Consider the following 581-nt stretch of genomic DNA (forward strand, 5'->3'; position numbering starts at 1 on the left):
ACCAGACCATAAGAATCCTTGTTTCATCGTTTCTGAACAGAAACCTTGTTTTAGCTCTTCGATCGAGATCACTTCTTGCTTTTCCATTTACATTTCCTCCTATGCGGTCCTTCCGCTCTCTTGGTAAGCTCTGTCTACCATACACTTTCTTCGCACCGCTGGAGGTGGAACAGTCAGGGAGCCGTAAGGCAGGGTGGAGATCTTCCGTCAGGAAGATACGACCCGATCCTTGACTGAGGAGCCGCAAGCGGTATTCCATAGCTACATGGCAACTTGCCATGTAGAAAGCCAGCCCGCATGCAGGCTGCTTGACGGCTTCAGGCGGATTCTAAAAGATACCTGGCAATCTGCCATGTTATAGAAGATATCCTCAGTGTGCTCTATATCGCATAAGAAAAGCAGAAGCTCGTGCCTCTGCTTTTATCGCTTGTATGCTATGCCTTTTTCAATATCTCTAAGACGTTTGCTCGCAGTTCTTCTTCTACCTTGAGGATATCCATCGCCTCTGTAGCTGTCATATCTGGGAATCTCTCTAACATGGCCTGGACATGCATGATCGTGCTTGTTAGCTTTTCTTCAGC

The 581-nt window shown here is 47.3% G+C and carries 1 protein-coding gene; it reads right to left on the minus strand.

The window, feature by feature from the left end:
* Positions 1 to 280 (minus strand): hypothetical protein (locus tag NE665_RS23950; protein ID WP_256302711.1); only part of this gene is annotated, 280 nt, incomplete at its 3' end.
* Positions 281 to 581 lie beyond the last annotated feature (301 nt).

The organism is Clostridium sp. DFI.1.208 (assembly GCF_024463855.1).
Lineage (GTDB): Bacteria > Bacillota_I > Bacilli_A > Erysipelotrichales > Erysipelotrichaceae > Clostridium_AQ.